10 protein-coding genes are annotated in these 19,183 nt (G+C 62.0%); 5 read left to right on the top strand and 5 right to left on the bottom strand.

Annotated elements, in window-relative coordinates:
- Nucleotides 1-5 precede the first annotated feature (5 nt).
- From AR540_RS08240 to AR540_RS08230, 3 genes are all read left to right on the top strand, one after another.
- The gene (locus tag AR540_RS08240) at nt 6-8,564 is read left to right on the top strand and encodes a GH36-type glycosyl hydrolase domain-containing protein (protein ID WP_059227737.1); all 8,559 of its coding nucleotides are present in this window, start codon (nt 6-8) and stop codon (nt 8,562-8,564) included.
- A 244-nt stretch (nt 8,565-8,808) separates the two neighbouring features.
- On the top strand, nt 8,809-9,009 hold the full coding sequence (locus tag AR540_RS08235; protein WP_059227734.1) for a hypothetical protein: 201 nt from the start codon (nt 8,809-8,811) through the stop codon (nt 9,007-9,009).
- A 75-nt stretch (nt 9,010-9,084) separates the two neighbouring features.
- A complete protein-coding gene (locus AR540_RS08230; protein WP_059227732.1) occupies nt 9,085-9,807 on the top strand; it encodes a Crp/Fnr family transcriptional regulator in 723 nt (240 codons plus the stop codon).
- Nucleotides 9,808-9,940: 133 nt separating this feature from the next.
- Here the strand turns inward: AR540_RS08230 and AR540_RS08225 are convergent, their stop codons facing one another.
- The 4 genes from AR540_RS08225 to rlmE all read right to left on the bottom strand — a co-directional run bounded on the left by AR540_RS08225 (nt 9,941) and on the right by rlmE (nt 15,764).
- Complete coding sequence (locus AR540_RS08225; RefSeq protein ID WP_160328332.1) at nt 9,941-12,037, bottom strand: putative bifunctional diguanylate cyclase/phosphodiesterase; 2,097 nt, start codon at nt 12,035-12,037, stop codon at nt 9,941-9,943.
- A gap of 1,452 nt (nt 12,038-13,489) precedes the next feature.
- On the bottom strand, nt 13,490-13,672 hold the full coding sequence (locus tag AR540_RS25270; protein WP_153014185.1) for a hypothetical protein: 183 nt from the start codon (nt 13,670-13,672) through the stop codon (nt 13,490-13,492).
- A 712-nt stretch (nt 13,673-14,384) separates the two neighbouring features.
- Nucleotides 14,385-14,843 (bottom strand): hypothetical protein, encoded by a 459-nt coding sequence (locus tag AR540_RS08220; protein WP_059227728.1) that lies wholly within the window; start codon nt 14,841-14,843, stop codon nt 14,385-14,387.
- 300 nt (nt 14,844-15,143) lie between these two features.
- Nucleotides 15,144-15,764 (bottom strand): 23S rRNA (uridine(2552)-2'-O)-methyltransferase RlmE, encoded by a 621-nt coding sequence (rlmE, locus tag AR540_RS08215; protein ID WP_059227726.1) that lies wholly within the window; start codon nt 15,762-15,764, stop codon nt 15,144-15,146.
- Nucleotides 15,765-16,009: 245 nt separating this feature from the next.
- Here rlmE and AR540_RS08210 point away from each other — a divergent pair, with 245 nt between their 5' ends.
- Together AR540_RS08210 and AR540_RS08205 are read left to right on the top strand one after the other, a co-directional pair.
- Entirely contained in the window at nt 16,010-17,659 is a 1,650-nt protein-coding gene (locus AR540_RS08210; protein ID WP_059227724.1) for an NAD(P)/FAD-dependent oxidoreductase, read from the top strand.
- Complete coding sequence (locus AR540_RS08205) at nt 17,659-18,390, top strand: TrmH family RNA methyltransferase (RefSeq protein WP_059227722.1); 732 nt, start codon at nt 17,659-17,661, stop codon at nt 18,388-18,390. Before AR540_RS08210 ends, AR540_RS08205 begins: the two co-directional genes overlap by 1 nt.
- Nucleotides 18,391-18,729: 339 nt before the next feature.
- On the opposite strand, the gene AR540_RS08200 is transcribed toward AR540_RS08205, so the two are convergent.
- Nucleotides 18,730-19,183 (bottom strand): LysR substrate-binding domain-containing protein (locus AR540_RS08200; RefSeq protein WP_236712014.1); only part of this gene is annotated, 454 nt, incomplete at its 5' end.

The following is a 19,183-nucleotide window of genomic DNA, read 5'->3' as shown; positions in this document are numbered from 1 at the left end:
AAAACATGGATAGGCAATGGCTTCGAGCAATCCGCCGGTTGTGGCATCCCGCGCCGCGCACCTTCCAGTACGAGCCGGCCTTGCGCGCGGAACTGTTCAGTCTGGAGCAGATGGCCGCCCACGGCGCTCATCTCGCCCGACAACATCAACTGAGTTCCCATACCACCTCGGACGCTCTGCTTCACCGCCTTGCCGAGAATGCCGCGGTACTGGCCAGCAGTGGCCAGGCGATGGCCGTGGCCGCGCTGTCCAAGCAACGCGCCACGCCCGCGGCCGCCTGGCTACTCGACAATTTCTATCTGGTCGAAGAGCAGATACGCACCGCCCAGAAACACCTGCCCAAAGGCTACTGCCGTGAGCTGCCCGGCCTGGAAGACGGGCCCTCGCGCACCTTTCCACGGGTGTATGACATCGCGCTGGAAACCATCGCTCACGGCGACGGCCGCGTCGATAGCGATAATCTGAGCCGTTTCGTCACCGCTTATCAGGCGGTGACGCCCCTGACCCTGGGCGAGCTGTGGGCCATTCCCATCATGTTGCGCCTGGCGTTGATCGAAAATCTTCGGCGTGTCGCGTCACAGGTGATGGCTAGCTGGACCGATCGTAATCTCGCCAACGACTGGGCCGACCGTTTCATTTCCACCGCCGAGCACGACGCCAAGAGCGTAGTGCTGCTGGTGGCCGACCTCGCACGCTCTGCGCCGCCGATGACCAGCGCCTTCGTTGCGGAGCTCTCGCGACGTTTGCAGGGCCAGAGTACGTCACTGGTTCTGCCGATGACCTGGGTCGAACAGGTCCTGGCGGAGTCCGGCCAAAGTGTCGAACGCCTTATTCATCTCGATGGCCAACTGCAGGCCACGGAGCAGGTGTCGATCAGTAACAGCATCAACAGCTTGCGGCTGCTATCGGCGGCGGACTGGCGCGAGTTCGTCGAGCGCCTGAGCGGCGTCGAACAGGCGCTGGCCAAGGACCCGGCTGACATCTACCGCCGCATGGATTTCGCCACTCGCGATCACTACCGCCACGCCATCGAGCGCCTGGCGCGCAGCTGCTCGCATTCCGAGATCGACATCGCCCAGGCGGCCATCGGTCTCTGCGACGCCGCGGCCGAACAGGACCCGCTGAAGAGGCACGTCGGTTTCTACCTGGTGGGAGCGGGACTGGCCACCCTGGAAATACAGCTGGGCGCCCGGCGCTCCCTGGTGGAGCGCTGCCGGCGGATACTGCGCGGCGCGCCCCTGGCGTTCTTCATCGTGCCCGTCGTGGCGCTCAGCCTGCTGTTGGCCTGGCCCTTCTTCACCTGGTCGAGAGCGGACGGCTGGGGACTCTGGACGATGGTGCTGCTTGGCGGGCCGATAATGGTAATGACCAGCCAGCTGGCCATCGCGCTGGTCAACCGCCTGGTGACCCTGACGCTGCGGCCGGACATTCTGCCTCGCCTGGATTTCAGCGCCGGTATTCCCTCCGATGCACGCACACTGGTCGTGGTGCCAACGCTGATCGGTAGCGTTCAGGATGTGGAAGAACTGATCGATGGCATGGAGGTACGCTTTCTCGCCAACCGTGACGCCAACCTGCATTTCGCCCTGCTCACCGATTTCATGGATGCCCAGAGCGAAGTCATCGAGAGTGACGCGGCGGTGCTGCACTACGCGAGCCAGGCTATCGAAGCCCTGAACCTGAAGTACCCGGAAACCGGCGCGGCGCGGTTCTTCCTGCTGCATCGCCCGCGACGCTGGAATCCTACCGAACAGCGCTGGATAGGCCACGAGCGCAAGCGCGGCAAGCTAGCGGACCTCAATGCGCTGCTACGAGGGCATGGCGCTGGACGTTTCTCCCTGGTGGTCGGCAATATCTCGGCGCTGCCCAGGATCAGCTACGTCATCACGCTGGATACCGACACCCAATTGCCGCGCGACGTGGCGCGTCAGCTCTTGGGTGCGATCTGCCACCCGCTCAACCAACCGCGCTTCGATGGGCGCCAGAAACGCATCACCAGCGGCTACGCGATCCTGCAACCTCGTGTCGGCATCAGCCTGCCGAGCATCACCCGTTCCACGTACGCTCAGCTGTTCGGCAGCGACGCTGGCGTGGACCCCTATACGCGTTCCGTCTCCGACGTCTACCAGGACTTGTTCGGCAACGGCTCATTCATCGGCAAAGGGATCTATGCCGTGGATGCCTTCGAGCATGCCCTAAAGGACCGCTTTCCCGAGAACCGTATTCTCAGCCACGACTTGATCGAAGGCTGTTACGCCCACTCCGGCCTGATCAGTGACGTACAGCTCTATGAAGAGCATCCGGCGCGCTACAGCGCCGACGCCAAGCGCCGTCATCGCTGGATCCGCGGCGACTGGCAGTTGCTGCCGTGGCTGATGCCCTGGACACCGAAATCCGATGGCGGTCTGGAGCCGAATCGGCTGACGCACCTGGCCTATTGGAAGATCATCGACAACCTGCGTCGTAGCCTGGAGCCGGCCGCCTTTCTCGGGGTACTGCTATGGGGGTGGTTGGCCAGCGCTCACCCACTGGCGTGGAGCCTGGGCGTATTGCTGCTAGTGATCACCCACCCCCTGATCAGCGCCTCGCTGGAGCTGCTGCACAAGGCCCCGGACATCCAGCTCGGTCAGCACCTGAAGGTGGTCCTTCGCAGTGCGACCCAGCAGTTCACGCGGGCGCTGCTGAGCCTGGTGTGGCTACCCTTCGAAGCCTTCAGCAGCCTGGACGCCATCGGTCGCACACTGTGGCGCCTGGCCATCAGCCACCGCCATCTGCTGCAATGGAATTCGTCCCGCGAAGTGGAGCGCAGCAGCCACAACGACCTGTCCGGTCTGTATCGGTTGATGTGGGTGGCGCCACTGCTGGCCAGCGGCGTGGCCGTCCTGCTGCTGGGTGACCTCTGGGCCTTGGCAAGCGCCGCGCCCTTCCTGCTGGCCTGGCTGCTGGCACCCGCCGTCGCCTATCGGTTGAGCCAGCCAAGCGGCCAATCGGTATTCACACCTTCACCCGTGGAGCAGCAATTTCTGCGCTGCCTGACGCGCAAGACCTGGGCCTTCTTCGATGACCAGGTGGGCCCCGGCGATAACTGGCTGCCACCGGACAACATTCAGGAGCAGCCAACGGCGGTGACCGCGCACCGAACCTCGCCGACCAACATGGGCATGGCACTGCTGTCCCACCTGGCGGCCCATGACTTCGCCTACCTGAGCGGGGGCCGCCTGCTCACACGACTGGACAAGACCCTGGCCAGCATGTCGCGGCTGGAGCGTCATCGCCGCCACTTCTACAACTGGTACGACACCCAGACCCTGCAACCGCTGCCACCGCGCTACGTGTCGACAGTGGACAGCGGCAATCTGGCGGGCCTGTTACTGACCCTGAGATCCGGGCTTTATGAATTGCCGCACGCGCCAGTGCTCAACGCTCACTGGTGCGGCGGCCTGGTGGACTGCCTTGCCGTGCTGCAGGAAGCAATAGTGGCGAGTGGACTGGATGAGCACCTGCTCGACGGTGCACACAGCGAATTGGCGTCAGCCCATACGCTTGAAGGTCTGCACGAGATCAGTACCGTCCTGCAGCGCCTGATCGTTCGGGCCCAGGCTCTGGCGCCCATCCTGAGGATGGCCCCCGAAGCCGACCACTGGCGCCAGGCGTTGCTCACTCAATGCCAGGATCTCCACGGCGAGTTGGCCAGCCTGACCCTGCCCGGCTCCCCCCTGGCGTCGGCCAGCTGGCATGAGCTGGCGCAGCTGGAGGTCACCCAGTGGCCCCTTGCCGAACAGCCTCAGGTACGAGCGGTGATCGCCCAGGCCAGCGAGCGCATCGCCACCGCGCTGCGTCTGGCGGATATCACGGCCGACCTGGCCGACATGGACTTCACCTTTCTCTACAACCCGCAACGCGAGCTGCTGACCATTGGCTACAACGTCGAGGAACAACGCCTGGATGGCGGCTACTATGATCTCCTGGCATCGGAAGTGCGCCTGACCGTTTTCCTGGCCATCGCGCAGGGACAACTGCCGCAGGAAAGCTGGTTCACCCTCGGCCGGCTGTTGACGAGCAACGGCGGGAATCCCGTGTTGCTGTCCTGGACCGGTTCGATGTTCGAATATCTGATGCCGATGCTGGTCATGCCCACCTATGCCGGCACCCTGCTCGACCAGACCTGCCGCGCGGCCGTGGCGAGGCAGATCGAATACGGCCAGCAGCTGGACCTGCCGTGGGGCGTATCCGAGTCCGGCTACTGCACCCTGGACGCACAACTGAACTATCAGTACCGGGCCTTCGGCGTGCCCGGCCTGGGTCTCAAGCGCGGGCTTGGCGAAGACCTGGTGATGGCACCCTATGCGTCGGTACTGGCGCTGATGGTAGCGCCAGAAGCCGCCTGCAAGAATCTCCAACGCCTGGCCGGCATGGGCATGACTGGCCGCTATGGCCTGTATGAAGCCATCGACTTCACCAGCGCCCGCCTCCCGCCAGGGCAGCACGCCGGACTCATCCAGTCGTTCATGGCGCACCACCAGGGCATGAGCCTGCTGTCGCTGACCCAGGTGTTGCTCGAACGGCCCATGCAGCGCCGCTTCGAAGCCAATCCGCAGTTCCAGGCCACGTCCCTGCTGCTGCAGGAACGGGCGCCGAAAAGTGCCACGCAGTACCTGCACACCGCCAATGCCTCGCTGGAGGACCAGGTCTCACGTGCCAGTGAGAACAAGCTGCGGGTCTACACCGACCCTTGCCGTCGGCACCCGGCGGTGCAGTTACTTTCCAACGGCCGCTACCATGTAATGATCAGCAATGCCGGCGGCGGTTACAGCCGCCGCGATAACCTTGCCGTCACTCGCTGGCAGGAAGACATCACCTGCGATAACACCGGCACCTTCTGTTACCTCCGCGAGGTGGACAGCGGCTATTTCTGGTCCTCGGCGCACCAGCCCACCTTACGCAAGACGGAGGGCTTCGAGGCGATCTTCACCGATGCCAGGGCCGAGTTTCGGGTCCGCGAACGTGATTTCGACGTCCATACCGAAATCGTCGTCTCGCCGGAGGACGACATCGAATTGCGGCGCCTGCACATCAGCAACCGCAGTGGGCGGCGCCGAACCCTGGAGCTCACCAGTTATGCGGAAGTGGTCCTGGCCCCTGCCTTGAGCGACGCCTTGCACCCGGCATTCAGCAAACTGTTCGTGCAAAGCGAGCTGCTCCTCCCTCTGCAGGCCATTCTGTGCAGCCGGCGGCCGCGCTCCAGTGACGAAAAGGTGCCGTGGTTGTGTCACCTCCTGGCCGTCCACGATGCGGACATCGTGGCGATCTCCTACGAGACCGACCGAGCCCGCTTCATCGGTCGCGGGCGCAACCTGACGCACCCCGCCGCCATGGATGCCGAGGCACTTTCCGGTACCGCCGGCGCAGTGCTCGATCCCATCGTGGCCATCCGCTGCCGGATCACCTTCGACCCAGGCCAGATCGCCACCATCGACCTGGTGACCGGCGTGAGCGACAACCGTGAGGGTTGCCTCCAGCTGATCAACAAGTACCGCGACCGCCGCCTCGCTGATCGCGTCTTCGACCTGAGCTGGACCCACAGCCAGGTGCTGCTGCGCCAGCTCAACACCTCCCACGCCGAGGCGCGGCTGTTCGAGCAGATGGCTGCGTCCATCATCTACACCAATCCCTCACTGCGGGCCGCACCGAATATCCTCGCGGCCAATCAGCGCAATCAAAGCGGCCTCTGGGGCCAGGCGATCTCGGGCGACCGACCCATAGTGCTGCTGCAGATTTCCACGGCTATCCATATCGATCTGGTGCGCAAGCTGGTGCAGGCTCACGCCTACTGGCGACACAAAGGGCTCAGTGTCGACCTGGTGATCTGGAACGAAGACCAAGCGGGCTATCGGCAGGATCTGCAGGACTCGATCATGGAGCTGGTCACCTCGGGTAGCGAGGCGCACTTGATCGATCGGCCAGGTGGCATCTTCGTGCGTCCGGCGCAACAGCTCTCCCATGAGGATCGCGTGCTGATGCTGGCGGTCGCTCACCTGGTGCTCAGCGATGAGCGCGGCAGTCTCGCCGAACAGGTCCACCGGCGCCGCGCGGAACCGAGGCTACCGGCTTTCGATGCCAAGCTATTGCCCAGCGTCGTTCCGACCGCTGCGACTCCGCTAGCCGATGCCTCCCTGATCCTCGGCAACCCCCATGGCGGCTTCAGCGCCGATGGCAAGGAATACGTCATTCACTCGCATGCCGGACAGCGCACACCAGCGCCCTGGGTGAACGTGCTGGCAAACCCCAGCTTCGGCAGCGTGATTTCGGAAAGCGGCAACGCCTACACCTGGTACGAAAATGCCCACGAGTTCCGCCTGACCCCGTGGCGCAACGATCCGGTCAGCGATCCAGGCGACGAGACCCTCTACCTCCGTGACGAGGACAGCGGCCACTACTGGTCGCCCACGCCCTTGCCCCGCCCTGGCAAGGGTACCTACGTGACCCGGCACGGCTTTGGCTATAGCGTGTTCGAACACGAAGAAGACGGTATCCGCAGCGAACTGTGGGTCTACGTATCGCTGCAGGATCCGGTCAAGTTCTCACACCTGAAAATCCATAACACTTCAGATCGACCCCGGCGACTGTCGATCACCGGCTACGTGGCCTGGGTCCTCGGGGATCTTCGCGAGAAATCCTGCATGCACGTGGTCAGCGAGGCCGACCCGAACAGCGGCGCGCTCCTGGCACGCAACAGCTACTCCATCGAGTTCCCAGGCCGCGTGGCCTTCTTCGATGTCGATATGCCGATCGCCAGCAGTACCGCCGGCCGCTGTGACTTCATCGGCCGCAACGGACATCTCGCGGCGCCGGCAGCGATGGCACAGCCCCACCTGTCCGGGCGCAGCGGCCCAGGGCTCGATCCTTGCGCTGCCCTGCGGGTGGATATGCAACTGGCGCCTGACGAGAAGCGTAGCGTCACCTTCCGGCTCGGCGCCGCGCAGGATGCCACCTCCGCGTCGCGTCTGGTGCTGCGCATGCGGGGTAACGTCACCGCAGAAGCGGAATTGCAAGGCGTACGCACGCACTGGCACGACACGCTGGGCAAGCTGCAGATCACTACGCCGGAGCCGGCCGTGGACGTATTGGTCAACGGCTGGCTGATGTATCAGGTGATCGCCTGTCGCTTCTGGGCCCGCAGTGGCTATTACCAATCCGGCGGGGCGTTCGGTTTCCGCGATCAGTTGCAGGACAGCATGGCCATGCTGCATGCCGACCCGGCCGCGGTTCGCCAGCACCTGCTGCTGTGCGCTGCCCATCAATTCATCGAAGGCGACGTGCAGCATTGGTGGCACCCGCCCCTGGATCGGGGTGTGCGTACCCGCTGCTCCGACGACTATCTCTGGCTGGCATGGGCGACCAGCCGCTACGTCAAGGTCACCGGTGATGCCAGTGTCCTCTCGGAAAGCGTGGGTTACCTGGAAGGACGCGCGCTCAACAGTGGTGAACAGTCCTATTACGACCTGCCGACCCACTCCTCCTTACGAGAGACGCTGTACCAGCATTGCGTGAGGGCCATCGAGCACAGCCTGGCGCGTGGCGCTCACGGCTTGCCGCTGATGGGTGACGGCGACTGGAACGATGGCATGAATCGCGTCGGCGAAGGGGGCAAGGGTGAAAGCGTCTGGCTCGGTTTCTTTGGCTACGACGTGCTCCGCCGCTTCGCCACCACCGCCCTGCTCCATGACGATGCCGCCTTTGCCAAGCGCTGCGAGGAAGAGGCCGAGACCTTGCGCCTCAGCCTCGATGCGCACGCGTGGGACGGAGACTGGTATCGCCGCGCCTACTTCGACGATGGTACGCCCCTGGGCTCTACCAGCAATGATGAATGCCGCATCGACTCCATCGCCCAGAGCTGGTCGGTGCTGTCGGGCGCGGCGCCGGAGCCACGCCAACGTGTGGCCATGGCGTCTCTGGAGCAGCACCTCATGCGTCGTGATATCGGCCTGGTGCAGTTGCTTGATCCGCCCTTCGACCAGGGTGTACTCGATCCTGGCTACATCAAGGGCTATGTACCCGGTGTTCGCGAGAACGGTGGGCAGTACACCCATGCGGCGGTGTGGGCGGGCATGGCGTTTGCCGAGTTGGGAGACAGTGCCCGGGCATGGGAGCTACTGCGGATGATCAATCCAGTCGGCCACGGGAACGATGCCACCGCCACCTACAAGGTCGAGCCCTATGTCGTGGCTGCCGATGTCTATGGCATGCCGCCCCACGAAGGACGGGGCGGTTGGAGCTGGTACACCGGCTCGGCCGGCTGGATGTATCAGCTGATCGTCGAGTCGCTGCTCGGCGTGCAACGCAGCGGCACCCAGTTGCGCATCCGCCCGGTACTGCCGGCGGAGTGGACGACCTTCAGCCTGGACTACCGGTTCGGCACCACCCTCTACCGCATCGCGCTCTCCCGCGGCGACCTGCCCCAGCCGACCATCCAACTGGACGGCACGATGGTGCAAGGTGACAGCTTCGGTTTGATCGACGATGGCCTGGAGCATCAGGTCGAGGTGCGCTGGCCGGACAACTAGAGCTGCGCAATGACAGCGCGCTCCGAGCACTTCGCAGGGGCGCGCGAGGCGGAGGGACAGGACTTGACGACGAAGGGCCGGTGAACAGCCGCATCGTGCAAAGGTATCAACGATATTCACGACTGAGGTGGGGGCCATCCGAACGAACGGCTGGTCTTCGGACACAAGCACGGCGACCAGCTTCGCGAACTCCCCGGAGCGCGCCACACCGCAAGATCGCTCAGACAGCCAAGAGGAAGTCGTCATGCTCGCCTATTTCGTCGTTTCACAGGGTTCGGGCAACATCATCCGGGTCACCAGGCGCGACGTCCGCCCGCCGGATTCCGCAACCGTCACCTTCGTCGAGGCTTCGCCCAACGAGCTGGCCCGCTACGAGTCTGCGCGCGCCCGCGGTCAGGACCTGATCAACATCGTCGATACGGCGAGCCAATCCAGCAGCACCTGACGCCAAGGGAGCATGCGCGGGTGACGCCAGGCGTATAGTGACGGGTCGATCCGACCGCACCGCCGAAGAGAAGCCATGCCCGAAGACTCCAAGCTGCAGCGCAATAGCCTGTTGGCTGCGCTACCTGGCGACGTCCAACAACGGCTCTCTTCGCATCTGGAGCTCGTCCAGCTGTCGCTGGGCCAGGTGCTCTATGAATCTGGCGAGCCCGTACGCCACGTGTACTTCCCCACCGACGCGATCGTTTCGCTGCTCAATGTGATGGAAAACGGCGCCTCTGCGGAAATCGCCGTGGTGGGTAACGAAGGGCTGGTAGGTATCTCGCTGTTCATGGGCGGCGAGAGCACACCTAGCCGTGCCGTAGTGCAAAGCGGTGGCTATGCGTATCGGCTGCAAGGTCAGCGCCTGACGGAAGAATTCGATCGACATGGCGACATGCTGGTGCTGATGCTGCGATATACCCAGGCACTGATCACCCAGATGTCGCAGACCGCCGTTTGCAACCGCCACCATTCGATCGACCAGCAGCTGTGTCGTTGGCTGTTGTTGTCGCTGGATCGTCTGCCTGGGAATCAGCTGAACATGACCCAGGAATTGATCGCCAACATGCTCGGCGTGCGTCGCGAAGGGGTTACCGAGGCGGCGGGCAAACTGCAGCGCAAGGGCGCGATCGAATACAGCCGCGGCCACATCACGGTGCTCAACCGTAAGCACCTCGAACAGCTGAGTTGTGAATGCTATGCCGTGGTGAAAAAGGAAACCGATCGTTTGCTGTCGTATCTGCCGATACGCCGCTAAGACGCGTGCGGCCCTTGAAGCGTGGAGGGATCGTCAACCTATCCGTAGGCCAAAGGCGCACCGAACATCCAGCTTACTTTTCCGAGCCAATGCCACGACCCTAGGCATCCTGCAAGGCGCCCTATCAGGGAAACTAGCCGGTAGTCAGGCGCTGCTGGCTAAGGAAACAGGGCATATCCATGGCTTCCAAGGGTTTACTAAAGAAAAAGCCTTGCGCCTGATCGCATCCGCCATTAATAAAAAACTCTGCCTCAGCCGAGGTCTCTATACCTTCAGCTATCACCGTGAGGCCGAGACTTTTTGCCATCGAGAGCATGGCACCCACCACCGCCACCTTCCCGCCATCCAATTCGATATCATGAACAAACGATCTGTCTATCTTTAAAAAATCAAAGGGCATACTGGTCAAGTATGAAAAGCTCGAATAACCGGTACCAAAGTCATCGAGCGCCAGTGAAACACCTGCTTTCTTCAGAACTTCCAACCTCATCAAGCACTTGCTGAAATCCTTTATGAACACCGTCTCAGTCACTTCCAATTGCAGGAGGCCCGGGTCCAGCTTACAGTCGCTCAACACCGTGAAGACATAGTCTGCATAGGCGTCGTCCTCCAACTCCAAGGCCGACACATTGACGGCGATTTTGATCTCCCCCAAACCAAGCGACCTCCACTGCCCTATTTGAGTACAGGCTTCCTTTATGGCCCATCGACCTAGCGCCACCACCAGTCTCGTCGCCTCAGCGACGGGAATGAAGCTATTCGGCGCCACCTCTCCCAGGACGTGGTTGGTCCATCGCATCAATGCCTCAACCCCCACTACCGCACCACTCGAAAGATCAATTTTAGGCTGATAAACGAGCCTGACCTCGTCAAGATCGATACATTGACGAAGGCCCTCCTCGATTCTCTGACGCTCCTGGGCTTGAGCACCTATCTCATTGCTAAAGAAGGTATAACCGTTTCGGCCATTCTGCTTCGTCCGGTACATGGCCGTGTCAGCCTGAGCAATAAGCGAATCTATATCGACATGCTCTTGCGGAGAAAACCCTACACCCATGCTGATCGTAATATGAATTTCTTGGTCATCTATGAAATGAGGCTCACTGCAACTGGATATAATTTTTTTCGCGACTTTTTCGGCAGCTTCGCGACTCTTGAGTCCTGCGAGCAACACTAAAAACTCATCGCCGCCCTGCCTGCTTACCGTATCCTCTTCCCGCACACACCCCGACAATCGAGCAGCAACCGAAACCAGAAGCTTATCGCCTAACGAGTGCCCAAAGGAATCGTTTATCCCCTTGAAGTTATCCAAGTCCAGAAAGATTATCGCGACGTTTGAATGGTTCCTAACGGCAGATCGCAATGATTGCGCTGCCCTGTCGCGGAACAACAGGCGATTGGGCAGATGGGTCAATTGATCATGCTCCGCCAGATAAGTCATCTTGGCTTTCATGGCGCGCTCCATCGAGACATCATGGAATACGATGACCGCCCCCGTTACCGCCCCTTTTTCATCGATCATCGGCGCGGTGGAGTCCTCGATGTCTATTGCTCCACCGTTACGCCTCAGGAGGACAGCGCCTGCACTCAATCCTGTAGGTGCACGCTTGCTCAGCGCCAGTTCTACCGGATGAGGTATATCGCCAAATGCCCCATCGAGCTTGACTTTCATGACATCGCTGACAGGTTTCCCTTGTGCCAGCTCTTTCGGCCATCCCGTCAGCTTCTCGGCGGCGGGATTGATATATTCAACCTTTCCTGCACCGTCAGTACCTATGACTCCGTCACTGATGGAATCCAGGGTGATCCTTGCTCTCGACAGAGCGCTATCGCGTACGCGGTATCCTTCAGAACCTGTCCAGACGTCCTGTAGGGCTTGTACCAAGACGTGGGGATCGGAATCCTCGTCGCTTAGGTAGATGTGCGCGCCTTGTTGAATGGCGACCTTTGCTTTCGCTCGAAGTGACTCCGCCCCTACCAGCACAACAGGGATGGGAGGAATGTTTGCAGCGGCAACACTCAAGAGGTCCGGGATCTCGGCAGTCTTCAGAACGCCCCTTGTCAACACCAGAACGATGACATCGGGTGCCCCTTGCCCCTTGAGCGCCGCTAATGCGGAGCTCACGCCAGTAAAATGAGAAACGGCAAATACCTTGGACGTCGAACCAATATGTTTTATGAATCCAAAGGCTCGCGCCTTCGTAGCAACCACCATCAGATTAACGTCCATCACCACCTCTGCCCAGCCCATGTCAACTGTGGCTATCACGAAATGGCATCATGGACCCGTAGCGCTTTCGCCTAGCATCCACGTATCAAATAATAGCCATCAGATTATGGCAACAACCAAACCAGGCCTTCGCGACCTGCAATATATTCCAGGCCCTATCAACACCCCGCTGTTGCGCCAAGAGCACCGTCGGGTCGAATACCTCTTCAAACCAAGCATCCCGCTTATTTCAAAATCGAGTGACCCGTAAGATCAAAGGCACCACTACCAGACGACCAACCCATGCCCTCGCGTGCGCGACTCACCGTCTTCAAGGCACCGGCCCCCTAGACAGCGGGGCAGTCAAAACGGGATATGACCTGAGCGCTTTCCAAACACGGCATTCACTCACAAATTCAAGAGCCTTCAATCACCACCAACGGTGGAAAATCCATTCTCTTCCTGGGAGGCATATAAGCAGGCCACCCAAGATGATCGCTTACCAAGAATCGAAAACCAGACTGGACAGCAACACCAACAAGACCACGCCGATCAGCAAGAAATACAACAGACCTTTTATAAACGCTGAATCTTTTAGCATGGCACCTCCAAACACCTATGCGTGTGCCACCAGCACAGCAGGTAGGCACAAAACCACGAAATTCGAAAAGGTCGCACTACGACATGGCCTCCACAATCCACTCAGGACCGCGTAACCCTCAGGCAACCACGACGACTAAACCATGGCATCCAAAGCGACGCCATTGACACCGGCCATTTGCGAGCAAAAGCACACTCTTGCGGGTAAGCCCCCACGAACCCAATCATGCTCAGGTAAAAAGCATCAAGGGCTCCAGGCGAACGATATGTCGATATCCACATCCCTACCAACCAACCTGGCTATTGATCCCCTCTCTTCTTGAGCAAATAAGCTTTTCCAAACTTCGCATTCGACCTATGGATATACACTCGCGGTATTTTTGAGCTGCTTTATAAACGCAGAAAAGGAGAGGTTGCGCTATGCGTATTTCCCTGCGCTCAGTGACGTAAGCGGCAATTCTGGATGCAGCGTCCAGCGCCCGGATCGTTGGCATTGGTAGTCGGTTCGCCCGGCGCAGGTCATTACGACAAGCGGCGGAATACCGCGCCTTCACAACGAAGCGCCTCGGCAAGTGGTCAAGCGCCAGACGGAGCTGGATTGCCGACCTGCTCCATCCTCGGTGATCGCCGTCTCGACCAGACTCAAGGGGACCGAAGCGGTCGGAAAGCGCCAGGCGCCGGTGCTGAGCGGATCAGTTACCTTCGCCTATAGGGCGCGCCGGGTAAAAGAGCGAGCCCACTGGAAAATCGAAGCCATCTGCGCAGTGAAAAAGATGAACAGCAAAGCAGAGCAACTCCTCAGTACCCATATAAGCCCTACGTGAAGGGGCACACCACCGGTAAAGAAGCGGCTGATCCAGGGCAATCGTAAGATCAGGGAACCAACTTGTCGTTCCTGTCCGCTGTTATCGAAAGATCCGAACGTTCCCGCTGGCGCTGTTTTGCCATTTTTTCCAAACGTAGCGCTGCATTCCTGGCCTGCGTTTCTTCCAGTGTAGGCGGTAGATCTTCCCGCCGCGCTCCTGCATCTATCCGGGTTTTAGCTTCGTCAGACATCTGTGCTCTCCTGTAAATGACATTCGCCTAATGTCAGAAGCACTACGACGGCCTCCGTTCAATGGCCACTATTACCAGCGATCTAAAACACGGCGGGACGGGCGACCGGATATCTTCCCGGGACACCCTCCCGGGTCCGGGACCTGCACATGAGCAAGCCCTGGCAAGCGCCACGCGCTATCTGGGCGGCCAACGGGGATTCACGGGATGCGATACTGCCGTAGCGCGTTCGCCCACGAACGTCCCCTCGCGAGGGCGCTGCAGGGGTCTCGGTCCAAGATCCGTTGGCAGGCCAGGACAGCCGGGAAGGCCGCCGATCAAGGGTAAAACGGATCCGGAACGTGTCGCTCCGTCGCTTATTAAAGCGCATCGACTCTCGGTAGCCCGTTCACCCCGCCCCTGGCGACAGCGGCTTCCGTAATCTTTCTGAAGAACGGGAACGAGATGATGGCAACGCCCTCAGGATGGCCTATCGGTCAGGAGCCTCGATGCCCGTGTTGGCGTCGGACCTGACGCTTTCCAGGTAAGAACTTCGGGCGTCGCAGCCTTGTCATCCCCACGACTTGCCAGGCCCTGGCTTGTCCGCGTCGGTCGACGATGCGGGGACGGATAGCCTGCTCGGCGTCTATCTGCTCGCGACTGGGCGCCTGAGCCCAACCTGTTCCCGCTACAGGCGACAGGTCATCCAACCGCTTGGAATGGCAGGCGCCGGCTAAACCGCGTGCAAACTCGCCAATCTTACGGTTTCGGCACTGAACGCTGTCGGATGGCGATTCACGATAGCTTCGAAGATACCCCGCAGCACCGCATCGGACTCAAAATCGGTGCGGCACCGTAGCAGACCGCAATGGGAGACGCTGCGCTGCACCGCGGCGATGAGCCCGCCAGCGCCTAGGCTCTTGATGATGTCGTGTGGTAAGCGACCCGAGCGCCGCAACGTCGTTACGGCTTCGGCGAGGGCATCGAGAATCTCTTCCTCCGCGGCCGAGAAGGGCCCCGCACCCAGCCGGCCCTTTTTCATCAGGTAGCGACGTGCCAGGTTGAGCGCATGGTGATCCAACTCAGCCTGGATCTTTGTGTTCATGACACCACGCGCGTTGAGGCTGCTTTCCAGTGCGATGAGATAATCCCAGCTCAGAGACTGGGAGATCTGGGCGACGACACGATCCATAGTGGCTATCCCTGCAAGAGCTACCCTCGATGGCAGTCTGATAGCACCTGGTAGGCATCGTTCCCCACCGTCCGTCTCAATGCACGGTAGCCGTCATAACCGGCGCGCACCGAGGTTTGACTTCGCCTCCGGGCAGAATCCCTTAGGCTTCTCTGCCTCCCCAACACGGGTCAGCTCAGCGGAGCAGCGGGACCGAAGCGGACGAACCTGGGGCTTTTTCTGAAAAGCCGCCGGGCGAAGGCACGGTGACAGCGCTGTCGATCGGATCGATGCGCGCCCGAACGCCTGGGCCTGGGCTGCTCAGCCCTTGAAACCCTTGCCCACCAGATAGACCTCGCGCGAACGCGGGCGCGAGGCTTCGGGCTTGCGGATCGAGACCTTCTCGAAGGAGGTACGCACGTCTTTCAGGAAGACGTCGGAGCCTTCGCCCTGGAAGACCTTGACCACGTAGTTGCCGCCGGGCTTGAGCACCTGGCGCACCATGTCGAGGGTCAGTTCCACCAGGTACATGGCGGCGGCCTGGTCGGCGGCCGCGACGCCACTGATGTTGGGGGCGATGTCGGAGACGATCAGATCGGGCTTGCGGCCATCGAGCACGCCGAGGATCTTCTGGAAGACGGCATCGTCGGTGAAGTCGCCTTGGACGAAGTCGACGTTGTCCAGGGCGCCCATGGGCAGGATGTCGGTCGCCACCACCCGCCCCTGCTCGCCGACGATGCCACCGGCCACCTGCGACCAGCCGCCGGGAGCCGAGCCCAGGTCCATGACCAGCATGCCGGGGCGGATCAGCTTGTCCTTCTCGTTGAGCTCGATCAGCTTGTAGCTGGAGCGCGAGCGCAGGCCGTCTTTCTGAGCGCGTTTGACGAAGGGATCGTTGACGTGTTCATCCAGCCAGCGCCGGCTGCTTTTGGATCTTTTCATGTTGGAGCTACCACGGGAAAGCGGGTGAGGAGCGGACGCACGCCAAGCCTGGCCGGCCGCGAAGTGGCGGCGATTATAAGCCGATAACGTCGCGGGACGAATCAGCGATCGCCAGGACGACCGCTGGCCGGCCCGCCCGAGCGCCCATCGCCTCGGCCTGACAGCGCCGGGGCCGGCGGGTACAATCGCCGCCCTACCCCTCCTCGTCCCTTCCTTTGCCGGAGTCACCGGCCAGGATCCTTGTCATGATTCGCATCAACGAACTGTCCCTGCCGCTCGACCACACCCCCGCCGAGCTGCGCCAGGCCATCCTGGATCGCCTGAAGCTGCGCGACGCCGATCTGCTCGACTTCACCGTGTTCAAGCGCAGCTACGATGCGCGCAAGAAGAACAGCGTCATCCTGTTCATCTACATCATCGATCTGGAAGTACGCGACGAGGCGGCGGTGCTGGCGCGCTTCGCCAACGACCTGCAGGTGCGCCCGGCGCCGGATACCGGCTACTACCCGGTCGGCCAGGCGCCGGCGACGCTGACCGAGCGCCCGCTGGTGGTGGGTTTCGGTCCCTGCGGCCTGTTCGCCGCCCTGCTGCTGGCCCAGATGGGCTTCAAGCCCATCGTGCTGGAGCGCGGCAAGGATGTGCGCAGCCGCACCAAGGACACCTGGGCCCTCTGGCGCAAGAAGGTGCTGACGCCCGAGTCCAACGTGCAATTCGGGGAAGGCGGTGCCGGGCTGTTTTCCGACGGCAAGCTCTACAGCCAAATCAAGGACCCGAAGTTCTACGCCCGCAAGGTGATGCATGAATTCGTCCGCGCCGGTGCGCCGGAGGAGATCCTCTACGTCAGCAAGCCGCACATCGGCACCTTCCGTCTCACCGGCGTGGTGGCGGCCATGCGCGAGGAAATCATCGTGCTGGGTGGCGAGGTCCGCTTCGAGAGCAAGGTGACCGATCTGCTGATCGATGGCGACCAGCTCGAAGGCGTGGTGCTCGCCAGCGGCGAGACCCTGCGCAGCCGCCATGTGGTGCTCGCGCTGGGCCACAGTTCCCGTGACACCTTCCGCATGCTGCAGCGCCAGGGCGTGTTCATCGAGGCCAAGCCCTTCGCCATCGGTTTCCGCATCGAACACCCCCAGGGCATGATCGACGAGGCCCGCCTGGGCAAATACGCGGGCCACCCGGAGCTCGGCGCCGCCGACTACAAGGTGGTCCATCACGCCAAGAATGGCCGCGCCGTGTACAGCTTCTGCATGTGCCCGGGCGGTACCGTGGTGGCCGCCACCTCCGAGCCGGGCCGGGTCGTCACCAACGGCATGAGCCAGTACTCGCGCAACGAGCGCAACGCCAACTCCGGCATCGTGGTGGGCATCAATCCCGAGCAGGACTTCCCCGGCGATCCGCTGGCCGGTGTCGAGTTGCAGGAACGCCTGGAATCGCGCGCCTTCGAACTGGGGGGTAGCGACTACTGCGCGCCCGGCCAGCTGGTCGGCGATTTCATTCGCGGCGTGCCCTCCACCGCCTTCGGTGACGTCGAGCCCTCCTACAAGCCCGGCGTGCGCCTGGGCGACCTGGCGCCATCGCTACCCGCCTACGCCATCGAGGCCATCCGCGAGGCGCTGCCCGCCTTCGGCAAGCAGATCCGCGGCTTCGATCGCCATGACGCCATCCTGACCGGCATCGAGACTCGCACCTCTTCGCCGGTGCGCATCACCCGTGACAACGCCAGCCTGCAGAGCCTGAACCTGCGCGGCCTCTATCCGGCCGGTGAAGGCGCCGGTTATGCCGGCGGCATCCTCTCCGCCGGCGTGGATGGCATCAAGGTGGCCGAGGCCCTGGCCAGGTCGATGCTCGCCGATGCCGACGCGCTGCACGCCCCGCTCGACCGGGCCGCTGGCTGATGAAGCTCGACGACATCAAGAAACTCCATCAGAAGAAGTACCGCGCCGAATTCGGACACTTCCTGGTGGAGGGCGAGCACCTGGCGCTGGAGCTGCAAAAGGCCGCGCTGGGTAATCCCCAGTTGCAGCGCGCCGAACTCTATGTCACGAGCGCCTACGAGCACTGGCAGAGTCCGTTCCGGACGCACCTGGTCAGCGACCGGCAGATGGCGCAAATCGCCGATACCAAGACGCCGCAGGGCATCATCGCCGTGGTGCCCATGCCTGCGCCCGAGCAGGCCCTAGCCGCCTCGGCCGACGGCGAGCGCGCCCTCTACCTGCACGAGATCCAGGACCCCGGCAACCTGGGCACCATCCTGCGCACCCTGGCCTGGTTCGGCCGCTTCCGCTGCCTGCTCAGTCCGGGCAGCGTCGACCCTTACAATCCCAAGGTCGTCCGCGCCAGCATGGGCGCCATCTTCCACACCCCGCTGGAGCTCGACGTCGAACTCGCCGGCCTGCCCGCGCGTTTCCCGCGCATCGCCTGCCTGGACATGCAGGGCGCGCCGATCCAGTCGGCCGGGTTCCAGACCTTCGACTGCTATCTGTTCGGCAACGAAGCCCGCGGCGTCCCCCGGGAGCAGCTCACGGCCCTGAACGCCCAGCCCTTCACCATCGCCGGCTCAGGCGCCATCGAATCCCTGAACCTGGCGGCCTCGGTGAACCTGTGCGTCTATGAGTTGAGTCGGTAGGCTCAAGACCTTCAGCCCAGGTCGGTCAGTCCGGATTGCCGGTCATGCCGTGTGGCCTTGAACCCAGGGTCATGGGGCGCGGCCGGACCTGAGCCCTTCCCAAAAGGTTGGCGCGGAGGCCACCACAGGCTCGGGCCGTTTCAGCGCCGGCGGCAGTATCGATGCCGCCGGCCAAGAGCCCCTCGGCGCGATCGAGTGGTATCGATCGCCGATCCGCCCCTCCCGGCGAGCGCCATCCAAGATGGCGTCGCGAGACTTTGCCCAGCCTCGGCGAGGTTGGCCAGCGAAAGCGTGCCCACTGCGGTAGCTGTTGCACGACCCGGGGATGCGCTAGCGACCCTAATGCATGATGAACTTGCCGAAGTCACAGGTTGCCAACGCGATCTCCATGATCCCGCCGAGGAAGGGGTCCGTCTCCGCTGGGCGGTAGATCACCTGGTATTGCAAGGGCGGCAAGGCCGGAGTCACGTCCAGGGCTACCAGTTGGCCGCCATCGATCATTCGTTGCAGTGAACGACGCGGCAGGTAGGAAGTGGCGAGACCGCTGACGGCCAAACCGATTTGCGCCAACAGGTTGTTGCAGAAGATCGCCCGGCTCACGTCCAGGCCTTGTTCGCGAAACCACTGCCCGTATGCCCGCCCCATGCCCGACTGTCCGCTTTGTAGTGTGGATTCAACCGGTGAACGCAACACACTAAATCCTGCGTAAGCAGGAGGGTGTTGCAGATGAAACAAAGACCTCGGATCTACTACACCGAAAGCCAGAAAGCGTTGATGTGGGATCGCTGGAAGG

Source organism: Pseudomonas sp. EpS/L25, from assembly GCF_001512295.1.
Classification (GTDB): Bacteria; Pseudomonadota; Gammaproteobacteria; order Pseudomonadales; family Pseudomonadaceae; genus Chryseomonas.
The sequence above is the reverse complement of the archived record's forward strand: the minus strand, read 5'-3'. Positions and strand labels throughout refer to the sequence as shown.

What these genes read in the sequence shown, in the direction of transcription:
- AR540_RS08240 (WP_059227737.1), top strand. Translation starts at nt 6, where the DNA reads ATGGATAGGCAATGGCTTCGAGCAATCCGCCGGTTGTGGCATCCCGCG.
- AR540_RS08235 (WP_059227734.1), top strand. Translation starts at nt 8,809, where the DNA reads ATGCTCGCCTATTTCGTCGTTTCACAGGGTTCGGGCAACATCATCCGG.
- AR540_RS08230 (WP_059227732.1), top strand. Translation starts at nt 9,085, where the DNA reads ATGCCCGAAGACTCCAAGCTGCAGCGCAATAGCCTGTTGGCTGCGCTA.
- AR540_RS08225 (WP_160328332.1), bottom strand. Translation starts at nt 12,037, where the DNA reads ATGGACGTTAATCTGATGGTGGTTGCTACGAAGGCGCGAGCCTTTGGA.
- AR540_RS25270 (WP_153014185.1), bottom strand. Translation starts at nt 13,672, where the DNA reads ATGTCTGACGAAGCTAAAACCCGGATAGATGCAGGAGCGCGGCGGGAA.
- AR540_RS08220 (WP_059227728.1), bottom strand. Translation starts at nt 14,843, where the DNA reads ATGGATCGTGTCGTCGCCCAGATCTCCCAGTCTCTGAGCTGGGATTAT.
- rlmE (WP_059227726.1), bottom strand. Translation starts at nt 15,764, where the DNA reads ATGAAAAGATCCAAAAGCAGCCGGCGCTGGCTGGATGAACACGTCAAC.
- AR540_RS08210 (WP_059227724.1), top strand. Translation starts at nt 16,010, where the DNA reads ATGATTCGCATCAACGAACTGTCCCTGCCGCTCGACCACACCCCCGCC.
- AR540_RS08205 (WP_059227722.1), top strand. Translation starts at nt 17,659, where the DNA reads ATGAAGCTCGACGACATCAAGAAACTCCATCAGAAGAAGTACCGCGCC.